The organism is Pseudomonas sp. O39 (genome assembly GCF_045447295.1).
In the GTDB taxonomy this organism is placed as follows: domain Bacteria; phylum Pseudomonadota; class Gammaproteobacteria; order Pseudomonadales; family Pseudomonadaceae; genus Aquipseudomonas; species Aquipseudomonas antarctica_A.
The window spans coordinates 60,245-82,906 of the sequence record NZ_JBJGXV010000016.1 but is presented as its reverse complement, the minus strand read 5'-3'; the positions used below and the strand labels follow the sequence as shown (position 1 = coordinate 82,906).

The 22,662-nt window shown below is 61.6% G+C and carries 18 protein-coding genes and 1 pseudogene; 9 read left to right on the top strand and 10 right to left on the bottom strand.

Annotated features, from left to right (window positions below; all coding sequences use genetic code 11):
- Nucleotides 1-156: 156 nt before the first annotated feature.
- Genes treS through ACI77D_RS19895 form a run of 3 tightly spaced genes read left to right on the top strand, consistent with a single transcriptional unit; the run spans nt 157 to nt 6,955 of the window.
- On the top strand, nt 157-3,504 hold the full coding sequence (gene treS / locus ACI77D_RS19905; RefSeq protein WP_407017315.1) for a maltose alpha-D-glucosyltransferase: 3,348 nt from the start codon (nt 157-159) through the stop codon (nt 3,502-3,504).
- A complete protein-coding gene (glgB, locus tag ACI77D_RS19900) occupies nt 3,501-5,738 on the top strand; it encodes a 1,4-alpha-glucan branching protein GlgB (protein ID WP_407017314.1) in 2,238 nt (745 codons plus the stop codon). Before treS ends, glgB begins: the two co-directional genes overlap by 4 nt.
- A 50-nt stretch (nt 5,739-5,788) precedes the next feature.
- Nucleotides 5,789-6,955, top strand: a complete 1,167-nt coding sequence (locus ACI77D_RS19895; RefSeq protein ID WP_221294610.1) for a diguanylate cyclase — start codon at nt 5,789-5,791, stop codon at nt 6,953-6,955.
- Between the two features lie 3 nt (nt 6,956-6,958).
- Here the strand turns inward: ACI77D_RS19895 and ACI77D_RS19890 are convergent, their stop codons facing one another.
- From ACI77D_RS19890 to ACI77D_RS19880, 3 genes are all read right to left on the bottom strand, one after another.
- Nucleotides 6,959-9,145 carry a response regulator gene (locus tag ACI77D_RS19890; protein WP_407017313.1) on the bottom strand — a complete coding sequence of 729 codons (2,187 nt, stop codon included), beginning with the start codon at nt 9,143-9,145 and terminating at the stop codon, nt 6,959-6,961.
- A 173-nt stretch (nt 9,146-9,318) separates the two neighbouring features.
- Nucleotides 9,319-10,170: a CAP domain-containing protein gene (locus tag ACI77D_RS19885; protein WP_064452197.1), complete on the bottom strand. Its 852-nt coding sequence runs from the start codon at nt 10,168-10,170 to the stop codon at nt 9,319-9,321.
- An 81-nt stretch (nt 10,171-10,251) separates the two neighbouring features.
- Complete coding sequence (locus ACI77D_RS19880; RefSeq protein ID WP_407017312.1) at nt 10,252-11,466, bottom strand: MFS transporter; 1,215 nt, start codon at nt 11,464-11,466, stop codon at nt 10,252-10,254.
- 112 nt (nt 11,467-11,578) lie between these two features.
- On the opposite strand from ACI77D_RS19880, the gene ACI77D_RS19875 reads away from it, so the two are divergent.
- Nucleotides 11,579-12,463: a LysR family transcriptional regulator gene (locus tag ACI77D_RS19875; RefSeq protein WP_064452199.1), complete on the top strand. Its 885-nt coding sequence runs from the start codon at nt 11,579-11,581 to the stop codon at nt 12,461-12,463.
- A gap of 56 nt (nt 12,464-12,519) precedes the next feature.
- Nucleotides 12,520-13,191, top strand: a complete 672-nt coding sequence (locus ACI77D_RS19870; RefSeq protein WP_407017311.1) for a GNAT family N-acetyltransferase — start codon at nt 12,520-12,522, stop codon at nt 13,189-13,191.
- A gap of 134 nt (nt 13,192-13,325) precedes the next feature.
- Here the strand turns inward: ACI77D_RS19870 and ACI77D_RS19865 are convergent, their stop codons facing one another.
- Nucleotides 13,326-13,928, bottom strand: a complete 603-nt coding sequence (locus ACI77D_RS19865; RefSeq protein ID WP_407017310.1) for a TetR/AcrR family transcriptional regulator — start codon at nt 13,926-13,928, stop codon at nt 13,326-13,328.
- An 82-nt stretch (nt 13,929-14,010) separates the two neighbouring features.
- On the opposite strand from ACI77D_RS19865, the gene ACI77D_RS19860 reads away from it, so the two are divergent.
- Nucleotides 14,011-14,610, top strand: a complete 600-nt coding sequence (locus ACI77D_RS19860) for an NAD(P)H-dependent oxidoreductase (RefSeq protein ID WP_221294612.1) — start codon at nt 14,011-14,013, stop codon at nt 14,608-14,610.
- Here the strand turns inward: ACI77D_RS19860 and ACI77D_RS19855 are convergent, their stop codons facing one another.
- The 3 genes from ACI77D_RS19855 to ACI77D_RS19845 form a co-directional block, all read right to left on the bottom strand.
- The gene (locus tag ACI77D_RS19855; RefSeq protein ID WP_407017309.1) at nt 14,611-15,000 is read right to left on the bottom strand and encodes a hypothetical protein; all 390 of its coding nucleotides are present in this window, start codon (nt 14,998-15,000) and stop codon (nt 14,611-14,613) included.
- Between the two features lie 31 nt (nt 15,001-15,031).
- The gene (locus ACI77D_RS19850) at nt 15,032-16,288 is read right to left on the bottom strand and encodes a 3-phosphoshikimate 1-carboxyvinyltransferase (protein WP_407017308.1); all 1,257 of its coding nucleotides are present in this window, start codon (nt 16,286-16,288) and stop codon (nt 15,032-15,034) included.
- 111 nt (nt 16,289-16,399) lie between these two features.
- Complete coding sequence (locus ACI77D_RS19845) at nt 16,400-17,200, bottom strand: isocitrate lyase/phosphoenolpyruvate mutase family protein (protein WP_262667795.1); 801 nt, start codon at nt 17,198-17,200, stop codon at nt 16,400-16,402.
- A 331-nt stretch (nt 17,201-17,531) separates the two neighbouring features.
- Here ACI77D_RS19845 and ACI77D_RS19840 point away from each other — a divergent pair, with 331 nt between their 5' ends.
- Nucleotides 17,532-18,161 (top strand): lytic polysaccharide monooxygenase auxiliary activity family 9 protein, encoded by a 630-nt coding sequence (locus tag ACI77D_RS19840; protein ID WP_221294616.1) that lies wholly within the window; start codon nt 17,532-17,534, stop codon nt 18,159-18,161.
- 6 nt (nt 18,162-18,167) lie between these two features.
- On the opposite strand, the gene ACI77D_RS19835 is transcribed toward ACI77D_RS19840, so the two are convergent.
- Both ACI77D_RS19835 and ACI77D_RS19830 read right to left on the bottom strand, forming a co-directional pair.
- Entirely contained in the window at nt 18,168-18,722 is a 555-nt protein-coding gene (locus tag ACI77D_RS19835) for a UPF0149 family protein (protein ID WP_064452207.1), read from the bottom strand.
- A gap of 95 nt (nt 18,723-18,817) precedes the next feature.
- Nucleotides 18,818-20,065, bottom strand: coding sequence for a chloride channel protein (locus tag ACI77D_RS19830; RefSeq protein WP_262667799.1), 1,248 nt, complete (start codon nt 20,063-20,065; stop codon nt 18,818-18,820).
- Between the two features lie 192 nt (nt 20,066-20,257).
- Here ACI77D_RS19830 and ACI77D_RS19825 point away from each other — a divergent pair, with 192 nt between their 5' ends.
- Both ACI77D_RS19825 and nudC read left to right on the top strand, forming a co-directional pair.
- Nucleotides 20,258-21,070 carry a crotonase/enoyl-CoA hydratase family protein gene (locus tag ACI77D_RS19825; protein WP_407017307.1) on the top strand — a complete coding sequence of 271 codons (813 nt, stop codon included), beginning with the start codon at nt 20,258-20,260 and terminating at the stop codon, nt 21,068-21,070.
- 5 nt (nt 21,071-21,075) lie between these two features.
- Nucleotides 21,076-21,909 (top strand): annotated as a pseudogene (nudC, locus tag ACI77D_RS19820) (NAD(+) diphosphatase).
- On the opposite strand, the gene ACI77D_RS19815 reads toward nudC, so the two are convergent.
- Complete coding sequence (locus ACI77D_RS19815) at nt 21,877-22,656, bottom strand: TSUP family transporter (protein WP_053256300.1); 780 nt, start codon at nt 22,654-22,656, stop codon at nt 21,877-21,879. The pseudogene nudC and the gene ACI77D_RS19815 sit on opposite strands and share 33 nt — an antisense overlap.
- Nucleotides 22,657-22,662: the final 6 nt, after the last annotated feature.

The following is a 22,662-nucleotide window of genomic DNA, read 5'->3' as shown; positions in this document are numbered from 1 at the left end:
AGCCTGATCTTCACATCGATGAAGCTCAAATGTGGCAGCCGGCTTGCCTGCGATAGCGTTCTATCAGTCACACATTTATCTGCTATCGCAAGCACGCCAGCGCCCACCTCGAACCCGCCCCTTCAGGTAAATGTTCAAACATTTCAGGAGTTTCCAATGGCGAAGAAACCCAAGGCTGCCACCTTTATCAAAGACCCGCTCTGGTACAAGGACGCGGTGATCTACCAGGTACACGTTAAATCCTATTTCGACTCCAATAACGACGGCATCGGCGACTTTCCCGGCCTGATTGCCAAGCTCGATTACATCGCCGACCTCGGCGTGAACACCATCTGGCTCTTGCCGTTTTACCCCTCGCCACGCCGCGACGACGGCTATGACATCGCCGAGTACCGTGGCGTACATAGCGACTACGGCACCATGGCCGATGCCAAGCGCTTTATCAGCGAGGCGCACAAACGTGGGCTGCGGGTTATCACCGAACTGGTGATCAACCACACCTCCGACCAGCATCCCTGGTTCCAGCGGGCGCGCAAGGCCAAGCCGGGTTCGGCCGCGCGGGACTTCTATGTGTGGTCGGACGACGATCAGAAATACGATGGCACGCGCATCATTTTCCTCGACACCGAAAAGTCCAACTGGACCTGGGACCCCGTGGCCGGCCAGTACTTCTGGCACCGTTTCTATTCTCATCAGCCGGACCTCAACTTCGACAACCCGCAAGTCATGAAAGCCGTGCTGTCGGTGATGCGTTACTGGCTGGACATGGGCATCGACGGCCTGCGTCTGGACGCCATTCCGTACCTGATCGAACGCGATGGCACCAACAACGAAAACCTGCCGGAAACCCACGACGTCCTCAAGCAGATCCGCGCCGAGATCGACGCTCACTACCCCGACCGCATGCTGCTCGCCGAAGCCAACCAATGGCCGGAAGACACGCAGTTGTATTTTGGTGACAAAAAAGGCGATGACGGCGACGAGTGCCATATGGCTTTTCACTTCCCGCTGATGCCGCGCATGTACATGGCGCTGGCCCAGGAAGATCGCTTCCCCATCACCGATATTCTGCGCCAGACCCCGGAGATCCCCGCCAATTGCCAGTGGGCGATCTTCCTGCGCAACCACGATGAACTGACCCTGGAAATGGTCACGGACAAAGAGCGCGACTACCTGTGGAACTATTACGCCGCTGATCGCCGCGCGCGCATCAACCTCGGCATTCGCCGGCGCCTCGCGCCGCTGATGGAACGCGATCGCCGCCGCATTGAACTGCTCAACAGCCTGCTGCTGTCCATGCCCGGCACGCCGACGTTGTATTACGGCGATGAAATCGGCATGGGCGATAACATTTACCTGGGCGACCGCGACGGCGTGCGCACGCCGATGCAATGGTCCATCGACCGTAACGGCGGTTTCTCCCGCGCCGATCCGGCCAGCCTAGTGCTGCCACCGATCATGGACCCGCAGTACGGCTACCTGTCGGTTAACGTCGAAACCCAGGCCCAGGACCCGCATTCGCTGCTGAACTGGACGCGCCGCATGTTGGCGGTGCGCAAACAGTCCAAGGCCTTTGGCCGGGGCAGCTTGAAAATGCTCTCGCCGAGCAACCGCCGCATTCTGGCGTATACCCGCGAATACACAGGGGCAGACGGGCGCAATGAGCTCATCCTGTGCGTGGCCAACGTGTCGCGCAGTGCCCAGGCGGCGGAGCTGGACTTGTCAGCCTTTGCGGGCATGGTGCCGGTGGAGATGCTGGGCGGTAACGCGTTTCCGCCCATCGGCCAGCTGAATTTCTTGCTGACCCTGGCGCCGTACGGTTTCTACTGGTTCGTGCTCGCAGCGGAAAACCAGATGCCGAGCTGGCATGTAGAGCCGGCCCAGAGCATCCCGGACTTCACCACCCTGGTGTTGAAACAACGCATGGAAGAGTTGCTCGACGAACCGTGTCGCACCACCCTGGAGCACACTTCGCTGCCGGCCTGGCTGCCCAAGCGGCGCTGGTTCGCCGGCAAGGACACGGCCATCGACAGTGTGCATATTGCCTACGGTGTGCGCTTCGGCGACCCAGAGCATCCGGTATTGCTCAGTGAAATCGAGGTCAGCAGCGGCGGCCAGGTCAGCCGCTATCAGCTGCCGTTCGGCTTTCTGGGTGAAGATCAGCTCACCAGCGCGTTGCCGCAGCAATTGGCCCTGGCCCGTGTCCGGCGAGCACGTCAGGTCGGCCTGGTGACCGATGCGTTCAGTCTTGAGCACTTCATCCGCGCGGTGATCCACGGCCTGCAGGCCGGCACGGTATTGAATACTCACGAAGGCGATTTGCGCTTCGAGGCCACGTCGCAGCTGGCCAAGCTGCAATTGAGCGATGAGCCGCAGGTGCGTTACCTGGCGGCCGAGCAGTCCAACAGTTCGGTCGTGGTGGGCGAGAGTCTGGTGCTCAAACTCATCCGTAAAGTCAGCGCCGGGGTGCATCCGGAACTGGAAATGAGCGCTTACCTGACCGAAGCCGGTTACCCGAATATTTCGCCGCTGTTGGGCTCGATGATTCGCCACGACACCGCGGGGCAGGACAACCTGCTGATGATCGCCCAAGGTTATCTGAGCAACCAGGGCGATGCCTGGGGCTGGACCCAGAACAACCTCGAACGCGCGATTCGCGACGAACTCGCAGAAGCGATTTCCGAACAGGAACAGCATTACAACGCGTTGGGTGAACTGGCCGATTTCGCCGCATTGCTCGGCCGGCGCCTGGGTGAAATGCACGTGGTACTGGCGGCGAAAACTGCCAATAAAGACTTCAAGCCTGAAGTCACTACGGCCAAGGATACCCAGGCCTGGGCCAAGGATGTCGGGGCGCAGATCGACCGCGCGCTGCAATTGCTCAAGCTTCATCAAAGCCAATTGAACCCTGCCGATCAGGCGCTGGTCAGTGATTTGCTGGCCCATAAAAAAGCCATTGGCAGTCACGTGCAGGCCCTGGCGAAAGCCACGGCGGGCGGGCTGCGGATTCGTGTCCACGGTGACTTGCACCTGGGCCAGGTACTGGTGGTGAAAGGCGATGCCTACCTGATCGACTTTGAAGGGGAACCGGCGCGGCCGCTGCATGAACGACGCGGCAAACACAGCCCGTATAAAGATGTGAGTGGCGTGTTGCGCTCGTTTGATTATGCAGCGGCCATGGCCCTGAATGTGCAAGGGGTGGATCACTCGCCCGATGCGGACATTGCCCGCAAGCGTGTGACTGATCGATACCTGAGTGAAGCGCGTGCGGCTTTTACTCAGGCTTATCATCAGGCTACGTCTACACTGGCGCATGACTGGCAGGATGCCAACGGCCAGGACGCCGCGCTGACGTTGTTCAGCCTGGAGAAGGCCGCGTACGAAGTGGCTTACGAAGCGGAAAACCGCCCGACCTGGTTGCCGGTGCCGTTACAAGGTTTACACGGCCTGCTCAGCGGGCTTACACCTATATCGAAAACTGCACGCGGTGGGGAGACGTCATGAGTTTTACACAGAGAGAACCGCTGCAACCAAAATTGACCGCAATGCCGGCGCCCAAGGACATTGAAGCCTTGGTACGTGCCGAGCACCACGACCCATTCTCGATTCTGGGGCCGCACGACGATGAGCAGGATGGCCAGTTTATCCGCGCCTTCCTGCCGGAGGCCTTGAGTGTTCAGGTACTGGCGCGCGACAGCGGTGAGCCGATCGGCAGCCTGGACGCGACCCAGGTGCCGGGCTTGTTCGTCGGGCATTTCAACACTCGCCAGGGCTACCTGCTGAAAATCCAGTGGGCCGGCGGTGAACAGATCACCGAAGACCCTTACAGCTTCAACCAATTGCTCCTGGGTGAAATGGACCTGTACCTGTTTGCCGAAGGTAATCACCGTGACCTCAGCAGCTGCCTGGGCGCACAGGTAACCAGAGTCGATGGCATACAGGGCGTGCGCTTCGCCGTTTGGGCACCGAATGCCCGGCGTGTGTCGGTAGTAGGCGATTTCAATATCTGGGACGGCCGCCGCCATCCGATGCGATTGCGTCACCCATCGGGCGTGTGGGAAATCTTTATCCCGCGCCTGCAACCAGGTGCCGCCTACAAGTATGAAATTCTTGGCGCCAACGGGATTTTGCCGCTCAAGGCCGACCCCATGGCACTCGCGACCCAATTGCCGCCCGACACCGCCTCTAAAGTCGCCACGCCGTTGCACGTGGACTGGCAAGACCACGAGTGGATGCAGGCGCGTGCCGACAAGCAAAAGTCCACGGCGCCGTTGTCGATCTATGAGTTACACGTTGGCTCCTGGCAGTGCGAGCTGGATGAGGCCGGTGAAGTGTCCCGTCAGTATGGCTGGCGCGAACTCGCTGAACGCTTGATTCCCTATGTGCAGCAATTGGGCTTCACCCATGTTGAACTGATGCCGATCATGGAACACCCGTTCGGCGGCTCATGGGGCTACCAGGCGTTGTCGCAGTTCGCACCGAGTGCACGCTTTGGCTCACCGGAGGATTTCGGGTTTTTCGTCAACGCCCTGCATCAGGCTGACATTGGCATCATTCTCGATTGGGTCCCGGCGCATTTTCCTACCGATACCCACGGCCTTGGGCAGTTCGACGGCACCGCGTTGTACGAGTATGCCAACCCGCTGGAAGGCTTCCACCAGGATTGGGACACACTGATTTACAACCTTGGCCGCACGGAAGTTCACGGTTTTATGCTGGCCTCGGCGTTGCACTGGCTCAAACACTTCCATATCGATGGCTTGCGTGTGGATGCGGTGGCTTCGATGCTGTATCGCGACTATTCGCGCAAGGCCGGCGAGTGGGTGCCCAATCGCTATGGCGGACGTGAGAACCTCGAAGCCATCGACTTCCTGCGCCATTTGAACGATGTGGTCGCGCTGGAAGCACCGGGTGCGTTGGTGATTGCCGAAGAATCCACGGCGTGGCCGGGTGTCAGCCAGAGCACCCAGCAAGGTGGCCTGGGCTTCAACTACAAGTGGAACATGGGCTGGATGCACGATTCGCTGCATTACATCCAGCAAGACCCGGTGTATCGCGCTCATCATCACAATGAACTGAGTTTCGGCCTGGTCTATGCCTGGTCCGAGCGTTTTATCCTGCCGATCTCTCACGATGAAGTGGTGCACGGCAAACACTCGTTGATCGACAAGATGCCCGGTGACCGCTGGCAGAAGTTCGCCAACCTGCGGGCCTACCTGAGCTTCATGTGGATGCACCCCGGCAAAAAACTGCTGTTCATGGGGTGCGAATTCGGCCAGTGGCGCGAGTGGAACCACGATCAGCAACTGGACTGGTACCTGCTGCAGTATCCCGAGCACAGGGGCGTGCAGAAGCTGGTCGGCGACCTTAACCGCCTTTACCGTGAAGAACCCGCGCTGCACGAACAGGATGATGCGCCCCAGGGCTTCCAATGGGTGATTGGCGACGATGTAATCAACAGCGTTTATGCCTGGTTACGGTGGAGCAAGGACGGCAAGCCGGTGTTGGTCGTCGCCAACTTCACGCCGGTGCCTCGTGAGGCCTATTCCGTGGGTGTGCCGTTTGCCGGGCGCTGGAGCGAGGTGATCAACAGTGATGCCGACACGTACGCCGGTTCCAATTACGGTAATGGGGGAGCGGTGTTTACCCAGGATGAACCGCACCACGGGCAGCCGGTGTCGCTGTCGCTGAATTTGCCGCCACTGGGTGTGCTGATTTTGCGCCCGGAAGCGCTTTAAGGGCTCTGGTAGGCGGATTCTGTTGTCCGTGCTACTGGCAGGGTGCCACAATGGCGCCTTTGTCGCGGCAGTTGAAACAGGCGTATTTCATGAACGGCCTTGGGCGTGCGCAGGACCAGGATGGCTTTATCGAAGAGCAGGTGCGAACGGACCGTTTGCACCAGCTGTTTCGCCAGTCGTTCGCCGCCATTTTCGGCAGTTACCTGGGCGCCGTCATGCTGTGCTGGCTGTGTTGGGACCGCTTTGATCACACGGTCATGGAGGTCTGGCTGGTGGTGCTGGCGGTGACATCACTGTTACGGCTCAAGATGTTCATGAACTGGTTTCGTTGCCCTGACAGTGAGCGTACGCCTGATCGCTGGGAGCGCCGCTACTGGGTTACGCTGATGTTGTCCGCGGGCACCTGGGGCATCGGCGCGCTGGCCGTCATGCCGCCTGACGATCGTGTGTCCCAAGTGTTGGTCATACTGTTTGCCGTGGGTATGTCCGTCAGTGCGGTCTCCTGTTATTCGGCCTACCGCTATATGACATTGGGCTCGATGTCCCTGGTGTTATTGCCGTGCACGCTGTGGTTGCTGTTCCAGCCCTCGCCCATGCAAGTAGGCGTGGCCATTGCGGTGCTGGTGTTCTCGACCTTCGTGGTCAGCGCCACGCGCAAGCTGTCGGATGCCCTGGAAAAAGCGTTTCGCCTGACCCGGCAAATGGAGCGCGCCCACACTATTTCCACGCGCGCTGCCCAGACTGACGAACTCACCGGGCTGATGAATCGTCGCGCGTTTTTTGAACATGCCCACGTGTTGTATGCGCAGTGTCGCCATAACCAGCAACCGCTGAGCGCGCTGATGATGGACATGGACCACTTCAAGAACATCAACGATACCTACGGCCATCAGGCTGGCGATCAGGTGTTGCGCCAGATTGGCGGGGTGATCAGCGCATCGTTTCGCCAGGCCGACGTGTATGGTCGGCTGGGCGGCGAGGAGTTTGCCGTGTTGCTGCCCAATACCTCCCTGGAGACCGCGCGCGATATCGCCGAGCAATTGGTCAAGGCGATTTCCGGCCTGGCCTCCGAGCCGGTGCAAGGCTTGACCGCCAGCCTGGGTGTTGCCACCACTCGCAGCCTCGATCAGGACCTGCACAGCCTGATGAACACTGCCGATAAAGCGCTGTATCGCGCCAAGGCCATGGGCCGCAATCAGGTCGTGGCGGCAGAGTAGGGGTCAGTCTCGCTGCATCGACTTGGCCAATGCGCGCGCCACCTGGTCGGCCGAGTAGGGCTTTGCCAGGAAGTCGACGCCCTCGTAGGCACTGTCAGCCAGCTCTTCGCTGTAGCCCGAAGTGAGCACCACCGGCAGGTCGGGGCGCCGTTGGCGCAGCAGCTTGGTCATCGCCACGCCGGTCATGCCCGGCATTACCACATCCGAGAAAATCGCGTCGAACCCACTCACATCCGGACCGGCCAGCGCCAGTGCCTGTTCGGCGTTGGTGGCCCAAGTAGTCTGGTAGCCCAGGTCCTGCAAGATCTGGTTGGCGAAACGGCCCACTTCGAGGTTGTCTTCCACGATCAGGATATGGCGCAGCGCGGTGTCGGGTGCCGGGCCGGGGTCTTCCTGGAGTGGGCAGGGCTGCCCGGCCACAGGCTGCGCTTCGGGCAAATACAGGGTGAACACGCTGCCTTGGCCGATGGCGCTGGTGACGTCGACGTTGCCCCCTGACTGCTTGGCAAACCCGAACACCTGTGACAACCCCAGGCCCGTGCCTTTACCCACGGCCTTGGTGGTAAAGAACGGTGCGAAAATGCGCTCGACGGTGTCGTCGTCAATACCGCTTCCGGTGTCGGCGAGTTCAATGCGCACAAACGGCTGGTGTGCTTCGGCATCGCCACGGATACGCGGTAGCGCCGCCACATGCGCCACGCGCAGGGTCAGGGTGCCTTGACCCTCCATGGCGTCGCGGGCATTGAGCGCGATATTGATCAGTGCCGTTTCGAACTGGCTGGAGTCGACGCACACATGGCAAGGCCGTTGCGGCAACTGCACCTGCACATGGATGCGGGCACCGGTCACGCTTTCGAGCATCTCGCCGATGTTCTTGACCCGCTGGCCCACGTCGAAAACTTGCGGGTTGAGCGGCTGCCGGCGGGCGAAGGCGAGCAGTTGGCTGGTGAGCTTGCTGGCGCGTTCGACGGTGTCTGATACGGCGCCCATGTAGCGTTGACGGCGTTCTTCGGACAGACCCGGTTGGCGCAGGAAGTCCACCGAGGAGCGGATGATCGTCAGCAGGTTGTTGAAATCGTGCGCCACACCGCCGGTCAACTGGCCGATGGCCTCGAGCTTTTGGGACTGGTGTAACGCGGCTTCGGCCTGAGTCAGGGCGGTGGTGCGTTCTTCCACGCGCCGCTCCAGGGTGGCGTTCAATTCGGTAATGGCCGCCAGGCCCTCGCGTACAGCGGCGTCGGCGCGCACACGTTCGATATGGGCCCAGGAACGCTCGGTAACTTCGCCCATCAGGGCCAGGTCATACGGCGACCACACACGTGCGAATTTGTGGTGTACGGCCATCAGCGCGGACAGGCGGCCGTTCTTGATCAGCGGAAAGCACGCTGTCGCCGTGACGCCCAGTGCCTGAAAGCTGGCGGACTCCTCGGCGGGCATTTCCAGGCGGTTGTCGCCAATCACAAACGGCTCACCCGCGCGCAGGCGGCTTACGGCCAGCTCGCCGAACGCCGCCAGGCTGTAACGGCCGACGATACTGGGCGAGCCAGGCGCCGCCCAATTGTCGCGAATGGTGAAGCCGTCTTCATCGGCCTCCATGTCGGCGTAGGCGCAAATGGACACCTGCAGGTGCTCGGCCAACAGACGCGTGGTGGTGGTCATGATGGCTTCGGCATTGCTGCAATTGGTCACGGCGCTGCTAATGGCATCCAATACGGCCAGGCGGCGGGAGAGGAATACGGTAGCGGTGGTTTCGGTGACGGTATCGAGCATGCCCACGATCTGGCCTTGCGGGTCACGCACAGGACTGTAGCAAAACGTGAAGTACGCTTGCTCCGGACCGTTGCCACGCTCAACCACCAGCGGGTAGTTTTCGATGTAGGTCGCGTGCCCCTCAAAGGCGGCTTTGGCGATGGGGCCGATGTCATCCCATGCCTCACGCCAGATTTCGCTGAACGCACGCCCGAGCGAATAAGGTTTATCGCCAAGAATAGGAATAAACGCATCGTTGTAGAGCGTGATCAGGTGGGGGCCCCAGATGATGGACTGGGGGAAGCTTGAGGCAAGACACAGCGCAACTGTGGTTTTGAGTACGTCGGGCCATTGTTCCAGCTCGCCGAGCGGCGTACTGGCCCAATCATGCTGACGAACACGCTCAGCCATCTCGCTGCTGCCTTGCAGCCAATTCATCATTGGGTGGATACCTTATTGCCACGGTCTTCAGGGGGCGCTGATTGTATCAGCGCATCCAGCTACAGACCGGAATCACCGCGACCAGTTCAGCGAAATGATCGCGGTGATGGCAATTTGATGTTTTCTCCAAATGAATAGATCGACATGCCTGGCTCGCAGGCGCGGCCTGCCAACTATTGCGCGCCGAAAACCGCCGTCCAATAAATCCCCGCGTCACTCTTCGGGTCCATGGCATAGGCTGCCCCCAACTCGCGAAATTGCGGGTTCATCAGGTTGGCGCAATGGCCGGGGCTGGCGAGCCAGCCGTCCACCACCTTGCGCGGGGTGTCGAGGCCGGCGGCGATGTTTTCGCCGATGTTCTTCGCGATATAACCGGCCAGTTCCGCGCGGTCGCCGGGTGTGCGGCCATCGTGGTCCAGATGGTCGAAGAAATTGCCGTTGGCCATATTGCGCGTGTGGCTGTTGGCGGAATTGGCCAACTCCTCGTTCCACGACAGCGGTGTGGTCGCGGTAAATGCCTGGGTGCCGCACTGGCGTGGTTGTTCACGGGCGGTGTTGATCAGGTTGAGGATTTGCTTGCCTTCGGTCTGCCAATCCCCAAGTCCGCTGGTCAACAACGGCCGGGCCAGCACAATGCGCCAATCCTGGCCGCTGTTGCTCACGCCGATATCGACAAACTGCGGGTCCAGCACCACGCGACAGAAACTTTCGCGCACCGCCTTCATCGCCGCCTCGGCGTTTTTGGGGCCGGAGAGGCTGATGGCCTGCACATTCACCATCGGGTACGCGGCCCGCGCCAGCGCCTGCTGCAAGTCGCCGACATTGGTCGCCGGCAGCACCAGCCGCGTGTCGCTGGCCAACGGTGGCAGTTCCTGGGAACCCTGGTTACCGCAGCGCTGTACCTGGCTGCGGTATTCGTTGATCTGTTGCACTAACTGACTTTCTTCATTCGCCATCGCGCTGGCGCAGAACGCCAGACTGGCGGCCAGCGTCGTAAGACCCATCATCAATGACAGCACGCGCATGGACGTTACCCTTGAGCTTGAAAGTGCCCATGATGCGCGATGTAACCCGGTCAGGCGCAACGCCTTTTTTGTTTTTTTGCCTCAACGGGTGTTCTGCGGGCAGTTCTCGGCGCTGGTGCGGCGCCAGGCAAAGGTGCTCGCGGTGACGATTAATGCCAGCGACACGCCGAAGGTTACGTGCAGGCCATTAGCCACGGTTTGCGCCGTCGCACGGGTCACGTCGGGGCTGGCCCAGGCAAAGACTGCGCCCAGGGCCCAGGCACCGAAAATCAGGCCGAGGTTGCGTGACAGGTTCAGCAGGCCGGAGACCGTGCCGCGGCGTGATGGCTCGACATCGCTCATCACCGCGGTAGTGTTCGCGGCCTGGAACAGGCTGTAGCCCATGGTCAGCAGGATCAGCGAGCCCAGGTAGGCGATCAAGCCCGAAGCCAACGCCAGCGAGAGCGCGCCAAGCCCCATGATGCCCAACCCCGCGAGGGTAATGCGCGGGCTGCCCAGCCGGTCGGTGAGGAGGCCCGCCGGCAGGCCATTGAGCGCCGAGACACACGGGCCGACGGCCATCGCCAGGCCCATCCAGGCCGAATCAAGCCCCAGGCCACGGGACAGATAGAAAGGCCCGACCACGAAGGTGGTCATGATCACCGCCGACACCAGAGCACTCATTGCCAACCCTGCGCGCAACGCCGGGTCTCTCAATGGCAACCAGAATGCATCGCCCGAGGTGGAGGCGTGGGCCTGCCGATCAACCGGCAAATAACGCAAGGCGAGGGCGCCGGCCAACACGCCCAGCGGCACACCCAGCAGAAACAACGCGCGCCAGCCCCACAGGCTGAGCAATATTCCGCCGACGCTGGGCCCCATGGCGGTGCCGACGGCCGACATCGTGCCCAGCAAGCCCATCACGCGCCCGGTACGCTCCCGGGTGACCGTTTCGCCGACCATTGCCAGTGTCATCGCCATCATGACCGCCGCCCCCAGGCCTTGCAGGACGCGTGCACCCATCAGCCATGGCAATGACGGTGCGACACCGCACAGCGCGCACGCCGCAGCGAACAGCAGCAAGCCGGTGAGCAATAACCGGCGCCGGCCCAGGCGATCCCCCAGGCGGCCGGCGCTGACAATTACCGCTGTGATCGCCAACAGATAAGCCAGCACCACCCACTGCACCGAATGGAAGGAAGCATTGAAGGCTTGCGCCAGCGCGGGTAAGCCGACGTTGGCGATGCTGGTCCCCAGAGAGGCCAGCAACATAGACAGGGACAGGCAGACGAGACCGCCGCGAGAAGAGGTGTGCATGGGAAATTCCTTGAGTGAACGCTGCTGTCACAAATCTACGGCGTCGCCTAACATGGCGGAAGACGCATGGGTTGCAGCTAATACATGCAGCCAACGCCTGATAGGAGCGCCAATGCCGGATCTGAATTTGCTGATTACCCTGGATGTCTTGCTCAGCGAAGGCAGCGTGGCGCGCGCCGCCAAACGCCTGCGTCTGAGCCCGTCGGCCATGAGCCGTGCGCTGGCACGGCTGCGTGAAACCACCGGCGACCCCTTGTTGGTGCGTGCCGGGCGTGGCCTCGTGCCGACACCGCGCGCGCTGGCGCTGCGCGAGCACGTCGGCCGTTTGGTACAAGACGCCCAAGCCGTGCTGCGGCCCGCGCAATCCCTGGACATGAGCCAGGTGATACGCACTTTCACGCTGCGCTCCAGCGAAGAGTTTGTCGAAAATCTTGGCCCGGCATTGCTGGCGCGCATCGCCCAAGACGCGCCCGGCGTGCGGCTGCGCTTCGTCAACAAGACGGACAAGGACAATGCCTTGCTGCGTGACGCCAGCGTGGACCTGGCGATCGGCGTGGTCGACGCCAGTGCCGGCCCGGAGGTGCTGACCCAGGCGTTGTTTCGCGATCGCCTGGTCGGCGTGGTGCGCAGCGGCCATCCTCTGAGCCAGGGGGATGTCAGCGCCGAGCGTTTTGCCGAGGGCCAGCACGTCTACGTGTCACGGCGCGGGTTGGACCGTGGCGAGGTCGATGACGCGCTCGAAGCCCAAGGCCTCACGCGTCACATCAGTACCATCGTCGCCGGTTTTGCCACGGCGATCGCCCTTGCCCGCGACACTGATCTGATCGCCAGCGTGCCCGAGCGCTACACCGCCAATCAGCGCGCGGGTCTGTATAGCTTCCCACTGCCGGTCGCAATACCGACTTTCACCCTGTCCATGCTCTGGCATCCACGCCTGGATGCCGACCTGGCCCATCGCTGGTTGCGTGGCTGTTTGCGTGAGGTGTGCGGGCACTGAACCGGCCGCAACAGGTACAATCGCGGCTGCCTTGACGCGAAACCCCAGGAATTTGCATGTTCAGCCTTACCCGCTATACCGCGCCGTGCCCCGAGTCGGTCAACAGCCAGATCCTGCAGATGGTGGTGGACAACCTCACCGACATCAGCAGCGTCGCGCTGGCACCGAGTAATTTGCTCTACAACATCTATCAGTACGCCACCGGCTTTGAGGTGCACCTTTACCTGCAGGCGCTGGATGGTTCCAAAGGCATTGCCGTCGAGCTGGTGGTGGCGATGGATGAGGAACAGGTGATTGGCTTTTGCCTGTATCTGCCCGTGAAGGATGATCCGCAGGCCTGTGGTATCGCCTTTATGGCCGTGCAAGCCGGGCGTCGGCGCCAGGGCGTGGCACGCGCGATGATGCACGAGGTGCTCGCGTGCTATCCCCATGCGGAACTGGCGTGTGCGGTGGAAAAAGTCTCGGCTTTTGAAGCCATGGGCTTTCAGGTTCGCGGCGCGCGGGGCACCCAGGTATTGATGAACACACGCGATTACGGCACCGATGGCTTGATGGGCGTGCTGGACGTGGCCTCGATCTATACCTCATTGGAGGTCCGGCAGATTCATACCTACCTGCTGCAAAAACACGGCAAGCGCGCGATGGTCGACGCGGAGAAACAGCGCGATCGCCACCTTGATCAGCTGACACGCAAGGTTGAGCGGTTTGTAAGTGAGCGTCAGGCCTGAATAAAAAAACCTCCCTTGGGAGGTTTTTTATTGCCGAGTCAAATCTCATGGCTTGGTCAGGCGCCCGTTGTCGGCGGGCTGCCGTCATCACGGGTAATCACGTTGTAGCGGTCGGCATCGGGGTGAAGCGTGATTCAATCGCGCGCCCGTTTGATCATCGCCAGAATCGTCGCCAGCAACTCCTGCTGCGCCTCTTCGCGGCTGATCTCGCCACTGGCCGCCGCATGGGACAAGGCCTCCGCCGCGCCGAGCATGGCGCGCATGGCGGCCTGGGAAACATTGGCGCCGGGTGCAAACGGCGCCAGGGCATCCCGGCATTTATCGAGGAAGATTGCCTCATATTTGCGCTTGAGGGTTTCCAGCTCCGGCGAGCTGCTCAAGGCGGCAATCACGCCCGGGATTTCCCGCCCTTGCAATAACACGCAATCGACATAGGACGAGGCGATCACCCACGCCCGATCCTCCAATGTTGCGTCGCTGGCGTCCAGGGCATCGGCCAGCACCTGGTTCTGGCGCCCGTCGAAGTCCTCGTAAAGCGCAGCCAGCAACCCGGCGCGGGTGACGAAATGGTCATAGACCACCGGTTTGGTCACGCCCGCCAGTTCCGCCAGGCGGCCGAGGGTCAGGGCTTCGGTGCCTTCATCGCTGACCAGTTGCCAAGCCACGTCCAGCAATTGGCGAAGGCGATCTTCGCGTGAAAGGCGTCGACGTGGGGCAGGGGATTCATCGCTTGACATGCTTATATACCAAAAGTAACTTAAAGGTCGTAACTTACTAAAAGTAGCTAAGCCCAGACTAAACTGAAAGGGAGTCAATGTCATGCACGCACTGCTCGTCGTTGCCCATCACGACCCAAAATCCCTAACCCACAGCCTTGCCGTGCAAGTGGCGGCGGGCCTGACCGCTGCCGGCCATACGTACGAGATCGCCGACCTCGCCGCTGAAGGCTTCGACCCGCGCTACACCGCCGCCGACCACCTGGTACATCGCACGCGCGCCGAACCGCCGGCTGACGTGCTTGCCGAACAGGCCCGCATCGACCGCGCGGATGCACTGGTGCTGGCGTTCCCGATCTATTGGTGGTCGCTGCCGGGCCTGCTCAAAGGCTGGGTCGACCGTGTGTTCGTCAACGGCTGGGCGATTGATTACGGCCCGGACAGCCCGGTGGTGAAAAAACTGCGGCATTTGCAGGTGCATCTGCTGGCGGTTGGCGCAGCGGACGCAAGCGCGTTTGAACGACATGGTTATGCCAAGGCGATGCGCACGCAGATTGACTACGGGATTTTTGATTACTGCGGCGCGCAGGTGGTGACGTCGAAGTTGCTGCTGGAGTCGGAAAGCGGCTCGGCGCAGGCGCATTTGCAGACGGCGAAGGCGCTAGGGCAGGGCCTGTTTGCAAACGAGACGGTCGCCGGGTAGTCAGCCTTCGCGAAACAAATCGTGGGCGTCCAGCAGGCGGTAGGCAATTTCCGGGCGTTTTTCCATGCCTCTGCGAATCGCCGCCGGAATGGCTTGCCGGGTTTTGCGGCACATACCGGGCAGCTCATCGAGGGTGATCAGTATCCCGCGCATGCTCTTGACCTCGGTGTGCCCCGGCGCGACATGCACGCGGATACCCAATTGCTCGTACATCCGCTGTTGCATGTGCTCCAGGTCTTGCAGGCTTTTGAGGTCTTCAAGGCGTTCGATCAGCTTCTTCTCTTCCTGACGCGTCAGGTTGAGGACGCGCAGGTCGGCGTCGTGGGCTTGCAGCAGTTGTTCACGATCGCAGACACACACGCCGGGTGGGCAGGGTTGGCGAATTGTCATGATCACTCCCTCCCCATGCCGACGCGCCGGATCAGTAGCTCAGCGCAACCCCAAGACTGCCCAGGGCCTTCCAGTAGTCAGGGTAGGTCTTGGCGACGCAGTCCGGGTCTTGAATACGCACCCCCGACACCTTCAGGCCTGCCAGGGCAAAGCACATGGCGATGCGGTGGTCGGCGTGAGTGTCGATCAGCGCAGTGCACGAGGTGCCGGCCAACGCAGGATCACTGGCGACGAGCAGGTCGTCACCTTCGATGGTCGCCAAACCCGGGCGGATTTCGTTGAGACCGTCGTGCAGCGCCTGTACGCGATCACATTCCTTCACGCGCAGGTTGGCCAGTTCGGTAAAACGCACCGGGGTGTTGTTGAACGCGGCGAGTACCGCGAGGGTCGGGATCGCGTCCTGCATTTGCGAGCCGACGACGGTGGCCTGCATGTGCGGGAACTGGGCGATCACGGCTTGTGCCTTGGCGTCCGGCTGGGTGAAGTCTTGCGCGGCGACGCCAATGTCGATGTGGCCGCCGGTCAACACTTCAGCGGCCCACAAGTAGGTGGCGGCGGAGGCGTCGGGTTCGATCAGGTAATCATGGGCGGTGTAGCCGGTCGGGGCGACGCGCCAGGTGGTGTCGTCAACCACGTCCACTTGAGCGCCGAACGCGCGCATGCAGTCCAGGGTCAGGTCCACATAGCCACGGGCGCCAATGTCTTTGCCGGTCAACGCCACTTCAATGGGCGCTTCGCCGCATGCGGCAAGCATCAGCAGGGCTGACACATATTGGCTGGACAAACCGCCATCGATTTCAAAACGCTTGGCCTTGATCTTGCCCACGCCATGCACGGTCACGGGCGGGCAGCCGGTCGGGCTATCGACGCGGATGCCGTTCTGGCCAAGTGTCGCCAGCAGCGGGCCGATCGGGCGCTTTTGCATGTAGTCGTCGCCGTCCAGCACCACCTTGCCTTCGACCGTCGCCACGGCAGCGGTGAGAAAACGCATCGCGGTGCCGGCATTGCCCAGAAACAGCGGTTGCGTTGGCAATTGCAGTTTGCCTGCGCCGGTGACCACGAAGGTGGTCTCGTCCGGCTCGTCGATGGTCACGCCCATCTGGCGCAGGGCCACCGACATGTGGCGGGTGTCATCACTCTTCAAGGCACCGCTCAGGCGGCTGGTGCCCTTGGCCAGGGCTGCCAGCAACAGGGCACGGTTGGTAATGGATTTGGAGCCGGGCGGCGCGACCTTGCCGTTCAGGGGGAAATTAGGCGGTGTAACGGTCACGGTTTTCTGCGAACTCAAGGTACAAGGCTCCTGATCAAGGCAAGGTGGTGCGCAGTGGCGCGACGGACGGACCGAATAATCAGCCAAACACGCCACGCTTGTCGAGCAGGGATCGTTGTACGGCGCGTATTACGGCGCCATCAGCCCATTCACTGCACCGTAGGTGAAGGCCTTGAGGTCTTGGGTGTGCAAGGTGCCGGTGCGCAGGAAACCACCCGCGAGCTGGTGCATGGCCCCATAGAGGAACTCGGCGATGCTGGAACCCGCCGTCAAGCGACGCACACCCAGCGCTTGCAGGCTTTCGGGAGTGGGCAGGTTGGCCCAGGCCAGTACATTGACGGGCAAGGGCGTGGCCTGGCACAGCTGCCGGATTTCGTGTTCAAGGTGGATGCCGGCCGCGAACAAGCCGTCTGCACCTGCCTGCTGATAAATGCTTGCGCGGCGCACAAGCTCTTCCAGGCGTTGAGCCTCGGGGGCCAAGCCCTTGAGGTACACATCGCAGCGTGCATTGATAAACAGCTTCACCCCGCAGCGATCGGCGATCTGGCGCGCTATTTCGATCTTGCGCGCCAATAGTTCAGGCGAACCGGCACCGTCTTCCAGGTTGATGCCCACGGCGCCGGCCTCGATCAGCGCTTCCACGAGTTGGCCGACCTGCTGCGGATCGTCCGAATAACCGCCTTCGATATCGACACTCAGGGGGACATCGATAACCCGCACGATGGAGTGCACAGTGCTGACCAGCAGCGGCTGCGGCAACTGGTTGCCATCCTTGTAACCATGCGCCCACGCCACGGCTGCGCTGCTGGTGGCAACGGCCTTACTGCCCAGTTGCGCCACCAGGCGCGCACCGCCGGCGTCGGCGACATTGGGCAGGATCAGCAAGGTGTCGCGGTGAAGGGCGTGGAAGGCGTCGGCGTGTGCGGGCATGGTCAATCAGTCCTTTGAGCGGGCGTTTTTTATTGAAGGCGCTTTTGATACCAAGAATCGGAGGACGGCCGCAACGAATAACCTAATCCAGGTCGACATTTCCTACATCGGTGTCGACTTGGTGTCTTATCCCTAACGCAGCGTGTAGCCGTACCGCTCGTTACCGGGTAGGACTACTGCCAAAATTGATGCAGGACAAAGGCCTTTACTCCGCGAAACTGAGGCGAAGTATGAAGTTTCCGAGAGAAGTGCCTGCTGGACAATAAAACGCAGCGAGGTAAGTTCAAAGTGTGCCCCATGACGGGGCATATTCAATCAAGGAGTGAATGAAATGAACAAACCCGAGACTCAACTCAGACATGGTCGCGTCGTGACGCCGGCCAGCCGTGGTTCCGTGGCAGTGGAACGCGGGCTGTTGGGCAACTGGCAAGTCAACGAAATGGAAGGCGGCAAGAACTTCCCGGCACTCACCGCCGGGCCTTTCCCAGCACCCTATGAAACCGACGACCCCAGCGTAACGCCACCTGCCGATGGGTATATCCTGAGCGGCGGTAAAACCGACGACCGTGACTGCATCAACTTCACCGACGAGGAAATGAGCAAAAAGCTCAATACCCCGTTTAACTGGCCGTTGCTGAATGTCGAGGCCGGCCAGGTGTTCAAGGTGCAGTGGGAATACACCGCCGCCCACGTCACCCGTGGCTATCGTTGGTTGATCACCAAGGATGGCTGGGACCCCAAGCAGCGCATCAGCCGCGCTCAACTGGAGGCCAAGCCGTTCTTTGAAGACTTTTACACCCAAGTGCCTTACTACCAGCACGCCGACGAAATGAAAGCCAAGGTCGAACACCAGGTCACCCTGCCCAAAGGCAAGAAGGGCCGGCACGTAGTGGTGTTGATGTGGATCGTGGCCAACACCGGCAACGCGTTTTATCAGGCGTTTGACCTGGACTTCAAGTAAGTCCGATTAACGCTTGCTCAACCAGTAATCATGTAACGCCCGCACGGCCGGTTCGATTTCGCTGACCTGCTGTTGATGGGCGTTTACATCCAGGTCCGCCGGCAACTCGAAGTTATCCTGCTCGGCGCACCAGGAAATTTTCTCCAACTGCGTGGCCTGTTCGGCCGGCAGTTCCGGCCAGTTGCCAATCGCGGCACCACGGATATAGCCAAAGCACCATTCTTCAGCGAGCGTTACGGCCTGGCCTTGATGTTCGGTGTCATCGAAGCGTGCCTTGAAGTTTTGCGTATCGGTTGCCAGTTGCGCCGCCAGGGTATTCATATGGCGCACGCACAGCTCCAGGAAGCGCTGGGCCTCTTCGGCACTCTCCCACGCCGGGTTCTGCCCACCCCAGATCGCCGGGAACCACTCACCGACTTCCACTTGTGCCGGGCTGGACACCAGCGCGGTGAAATAGCCGTCGAGTTCGGCCAGGTTCAGCACCGAATGATCGTCGCCGTACTTGAGCAAGGTTTCTTCGATGAATTCGAAATCGGCAGGGGCGAGAGGTTGGGCGTGCATGGCATTTCCTTTGAGCGTCGAACGCCGCTGATGGGCGGCTTAAAGCGCGAAGGATGGCGCCTGGGCCGGCTTTTTTCCAGCGTTTTTGCCGGGTTTTAGCTGCGACGTTGGCACAGCTTGCTCACGCACGTCGCGCCCACCACTGCGAGAATGATCGGCACCAGAAAGTCATGGTCGATGCGGGTAAATTCCGCCACCAGCACAATCGCGGTCAGCGGCATGCTCATGCTGGCCGCCAGGAACGCCGCCGCGCCAATGATCGCAAACGCCCCCAGCGGCACGCCGGGCCACAGCAGGCTCCAGGCGCCGCCGAGGATGATCGCCAGCAATGCGCCGTTGGCCAGGCCCGGCGTCAGCAGACCGCCTTCGGCCCCGGCGCGCAGGCTGCTGGCGGTGATCAGCACCTTGACCAGCAGCAGAATGGCGGCCAGGCCGATGCTCAGTTCATTGTCGAAGCCCAATTGCGCCGGGCCTTTGCCATTGCCGAGAATTTGCGGCAGCAGCATCGCCAGCCCACCGATAATCGTGAAGTTGATCACCGACAACACCGGTAAACGCCAGCCGCGCGCGGCATTGGCCCTGGCGGCGCCGGTAAGGCGGGTAAAGCCATAGGCGGCCACGCCAAACACTGGCCCGCAGACCACCGCCCAGGCGATCAATGCCGGGCTCAGCGCAAAGTGCGGCACCTCATATTGCGATTGCGCGCCCAGACCGATCCACGCCACTGCCGCGCCCAGCGCCGAAGTCGTCAGGGCAATCACGGCCGCCGGCCAACTGAATGCCCCCACCAGCACTTCCAGCACAAACACCGCGCCGCCCAACGGCACGTTATAGACTGCCGCCAGCCCGGCGCCCGCACCGCACGCCACGATCAAGCGGTGCATGTCGGGTTCAAGCCGCGCACGTTGCGACAACCACGTCGCCGCCAATGCGCCGACTTCACGCGGCGCCACTTCACGCCCCAGTGGCGAGCCAAGGGCCACGGTGATGATCTGCAGCACGCTGTGGGCGAGGGTGGTCTTGGGCGGCATGCTCGGCATGCTGGGCGATACCGCCTGCTTGATACTCACTAGTGGGCGACCGTAGCGATAAATCGTCCACCAGCCCAACCCGGCCACCACACCGCACACCACCAGCACCCACACGCGGCGTTCCGGCGGCGCAGCGGTCACGCCCCATAAAAAGGTTTCGTGGCTGACCAGGCTGTCGAGGCTGTAACCGTAGGCCAAATGCTGGATGCCATGCAGCAGCAACGCCAGGAGCATGCCGCCCAGACCCGCGCCAATCCCGGTCAGCACGACGACCAGGGCCAGAATCAACGATGAACGAAACGTGGACGGCATACACGGCTCCAGGCAAGGGCCCTGATTGTATAGCCGATAAGTCGCGCTTTCGGGATGAAATGTATCGGCGCTGCATGAACCTGTCGCCCACACCCTTTCATTACGTTTGCCAGTCCCGTTTTTGGCCGATGCGCCGTCGCGCTCCCTTGTTATAGTTCGGGCCTTATCACTCGCCAGTCAGGGATCACTGCCATGTCCGAATACCAAGCCTTCGTCGTCGAACTCACCGGCAACGTTGCCCATGTGCAGATCAACCGCCCGGAAAAGATCAATGCGATGAACGCGGCGTTCTGGACCGAAATCATCGACATCTTCCAATGGATCGAAGACACCGACGCGGTCCGCGCCGTGGTGCTCAGCGGCGCCGGCAAGCATTTTTCCTCGGGCATCGACTTGATGATGCTTGCCTCGGTGGCCAATGAGTTCGGCAAGGACGTAGGCCGCAATGCACGCTTGCTGCGCCGCAAGATCCTGGAACTGCAAGCGTCCTTCAACACCGTCGACAACTGCCGTAAACCCGTACTGGCGGCGATCCACGGCTACTGCATTGGCGGCGCTATCGACCTGATCAGCGCCTGCGACATGCGCTACGCCGCTGAGGATGCGCAATTTTCCATCAAGGAAATCGACATCGGCATGGCCGCCGACGTCGGCACCTTGCAACGCCTGCCGCGTATTGTCGGCGACGGCATGTTGCGGGAGCTGGCCTACACCGGCCGCCAATTTGGCGCTGAGGAAGCGCGCAGCATTGGCCTGGTCAATCGCGTGTATTCGGACTATGAAAGCCTGTTGGCTGGCGTCATGGAAATTGCCCAGCAAATCGCCGCCAAGTCGCCGATTGCCGTGGCCGGCACCAAGGCCATGATCAGCTACATGCGCGACCACACGGTCAATGATGGTTTGGAATACGTTGCCACCTGGAACTCGGCTATGTTGCAATCCAACGACCTGCGTGTGGCCATCGCGGCCCATATGAGCAAGCAGAAACCCGAATTCGTGGATTGACCGACATGACCCCAGGCTGGATTACCACAACGCTGCTCGACAACGACGCCCCCGGCGGCTGGGCCGTCGCCCGCAGCCGCGAAGGCTTTTTGCATGACACCAACGGCCCGCTGTTTCCCCGGGAATGGCTCAAGCGCCAGGACCTCTCGGTGTTCGCCGAACATGGCATCGGCCACCTCGATGGCGAGCCGGTGTACTTGCTTGAACTCAACTCGGCCAGTGACGTGCCGGGTTGCAGTTGGCAGGGTTTGCGCGGCTTCATGCTGCAAGGCGACCACACGCTGTACAAAGTGTTGGGTTACGCCGCGCAGATCGGCACATGGGCGCGGGAACATCGGTTTTGCGGCAGTTGCGGCCAGGCCATGGTCTAGGTGCCACGGGAGCGGGCGATGTATTGCCAGGCGTGCGACCTGCGCAGCTACCCGAGGATTTCGCCGAGCATGATCGTGCTGGTGACGCGGGGCGACGAGATCCTGTTGGCACGCTCGCCACGCTTTGTCAGCGGTGTCTACAGCACCCTGGCCGGGTTTGCCGAGCCGGGTGAATCCGCTGAAGACTGCCTGATTCGCGAAGTACGCGAAGAAGTGCAGGTGGAGGTCAAGAATATCCAGTACATGGGCAGCCAATGCTGGCCGTTCCCACACTCGATGATGCTGGGGTTCCATGCCGAGTACGCCGGCGGCGACATCGTGCCCCAGGCCGACGAGATCGAAGACGCGCAGTGGTTCAACATCCACGACCTGCCGCCGTTGCCGGCGTCACGCTCGATTGCGCGCTACCTGATCGACCTCTACCTGGCTCGGCGCTTAGGCCACGCTGAACCAGTGCTGCCAGGCTAGGCGCACGGTCAGGCCGAGCACCACGGTGATAAACACCGGGCGAATGAATTTGGCGCCGCCGCTGATCGCGCTGCGTGCGCCAAAGAACGCGCCACCCATCACCGAGAAGCCCATCGCCAGGCCGACGATCCAGTCCACCGAACCGTTGAAGATGAACACCGACAGCGCCGCCGCGTTGCTGACGAAGTTCATGCTGCGCGCCACGCCGCTGGCTTTGACCAGGTCGATCGGGTGCAGCAGCATCGTGCTCACCGTCCAGAACGCGCCGGTGCCGGGCCCGGCCACGCCATCGTAGAAGCCCAGGCCGAAGCCTTGGGTGGACTGCCATTTCTTCTTGATGGGTGCATCGGCATCCAGCGGCGCCTTGGGCGTGCCGCCGAACAGCAGGTACACACCGCAACCGAACACGATTACCGGGAGCATTTTGTTCAGGGTTTCGGCGGGCAGGTAGTGGGCGACCACCGCACCGGCCAGGGCCCCGATCAGGGTGCCGACGATGGCATGGACCCATTGGCGCGGGTGAAACAGTTTGCGCCGGTAGAAGGTGAAGCTCGCGGTGGCGGAGCCGAACGTCGAACTCAGTTTGTTGGTGCCCAGTACCAGGTGTGGCGGCATGCCGGCGGTCAGCAGGGCCGGCGTGGTGAGCAGGCCGCCGCCGCCGGCGATGGCGTCGATGAAACCGGCGATGAAGGCAACGACGGCGAGAATGGCGAGGGTGGTCAGGTCAACGCTGAGTTCGAAGGGCATGGGCAG